Annotated in this window: 2 protein-coding genes; both read left to right on the forward strand. The window is 47.3% G+C overall.

Going from position 1 to position 1,872, the window contains the following annotated elements; translation table 11 throughout:
• Positions 1-80: 80 nt before the first annotated feature.
• Positions 81-722, forward strand: a complete 642-nt coding sequence (gene mog, locus AAKU61_RS22525; RefSeq protein ID WP_354335864.1) for a molybdopterin adenylyltransferase — start codon at positions 81-83, stop codon at positions 720-722.
• Between the two features lie 203 nt (positions 723-925).
• Positions 926-1,594, forward strand: a complete 669-nt coding sequence (locus tag AAKU61_RS22530) for an alpha/beta hydrolase (protein ID WP_354335866.1) — start codon at positions 926-928, stop codon at positions 1,592-1,594.
• The last annotated feature ends 278 nt before the right edge of the window (positions 1,595-1,872 follow it).

Genomic DNA, 1,872 nt, shown 5'->3' on the forward strand with positions numbered 1-1,872 from the left:
CACGCCATGATTGCCACTCTTTAAATTTATCCTGTTGCTATTGTCTCATTTGAGGTAAACACTCTGCTTGGCTTTTTATCGTGCAAAGATCTCAAGTAGAAAATACTGAAGTAAAAGATAAAAAACCAGACCATTTAAAAATTGGTCTGGTTTCTATTTCTGACCGCGCTTCTGCTGGTATTTATCAAGATCAGGGTTTACCTGCTTTGCAAGACTGGTTTGGTAGCGCGCTTAGCAGCTCATGGAGTATGGAAACTCGCTTAATCCCAGATGAACGTGCTGCCATTGAGCGGGCCTTGATTGAGCTGGTCGATCAGGAGCAATGCCATCTGGTCATTACTACAGGTGGAACTGGTCCCTCACGACGCGATGTCACTCCAGAAGCCACTTTGGCCGTCGCCACAAAAGAAATGCCAGGTTTTGGTGAGCAAATGCGGCAAATCAGTCTGCAATTTGTGCCGACAGCAATCTTATCGCGTCAAGTTGCAGTCATACGAGAGACGGCAGAGCATGCCGCGCTGATTCTGAATTTGCCTGGACAGCCTAAGTCGATCAAAGAAACGCTAGAAGGCTTGAAAGATGCCGACGGCAAGCAACTCGTCTCTGGTATTTTTGCTGCGATCCCCTATTGCATAGATTTAATTGGTGGTCCGTATATCGAAACGCACGATGCAATTTGTAAAGTGTTTCGGCCAAAATCGGCTATTCGTAGCAAAGCATAGCTCGCTACACTCTCACTTTCGACATCCCTAAAATGATCCGATCAAAAAAGCTAACTTCTTTAAAAAGACGCTGGCTTTTTGGTGCGACCTTAGGTGGTGTAATCTCTATAGTATCGATGGTATGCCGCAGTAGTTTTAGTCAAACCAGCGCAACAAAACCTTTGCCATTGCCTTCAAAAACCACACCAACCTCAAAGTCCAATATGAGCACATTACTTGACACCGTAGAACTCGAAAGCGCCCCCAATCCGACCGTCGCCATCATCTGGATGCATGGCCTTGGCGCGGACGCAAATGACTTCGTTCCGATTGTGAAAGAATTGAATCTAAAAGGCTGCCCAGCAATCCGCTTTGTGTTCCCGAATGCACCTGTGATGCCAGTCACGATTAACGGGGGGCATGCAATGCGCGCTTGGTACGATATTTTGGGCACCGACATCGCCAGACGTGAGGATGAAAAAGGTCTGCGCAGCTCACAAATATTGATAGAGCAGTTGATCGCCCGTGAGAATGCCCGTGGCATCCCGGCTAGCCGCATTATCCTCGCGGGCTTCTCCCAAGGCTGCGCCATGGCGCTGCAAACTGGATTGCGCCATACCGAAAAATTGGCGGGTCTGATGTGTCTATCTGGTTATGTGCCATTGCGCGATCTGGTCGCCAACGAACGTCATGCATCGAATCAACATACGCCTATCTATCTGGCGCATGGTCGTGCTGATCAGGTAATCGCCATCGCCAGAGCAGAACAATCGCGCGATCTTTTAAAATCCTTAGGCTACCCAGTGGAATGGCATGAGTACATGATGCAACACTCGGTCTGCCAAGAAGAAATTGACGATATCAGTAGCTGGCTGAGAAAGGTATTAGCCTGATTTTTTGTTTGGTACTGAAGCGCGTCACAAGCACGTATCGATGCTCTGGTAATGGGTCTGAATTGCAGACAATGTAGCTTCTGCACCTCGTCATCGCACTTGAAAAACAGCTTCAGCGCACTTAGAAGCCAATAATATACTAGGGGAGTGTATTTTTAATCGTCCAATGATTATTTGGACAATAAGGTAGGCGGATTCAGCTACGAAGAGCAACGGGAGGTAAGTTTTAGTGGGAGTATATCCAAATTATAAAAAACCTCAAACGGCGTTCGATAGCC

The organism is Undibacterium sp. GrIS 1.2, assembly GCF_040544435.1.
Classification (GTDB): domain Bacteria; phylum Pseudomonadota; class Gammaproteobacteria; order Burkholderiales; family Burkholderiaceae_D; genus Undibacterium.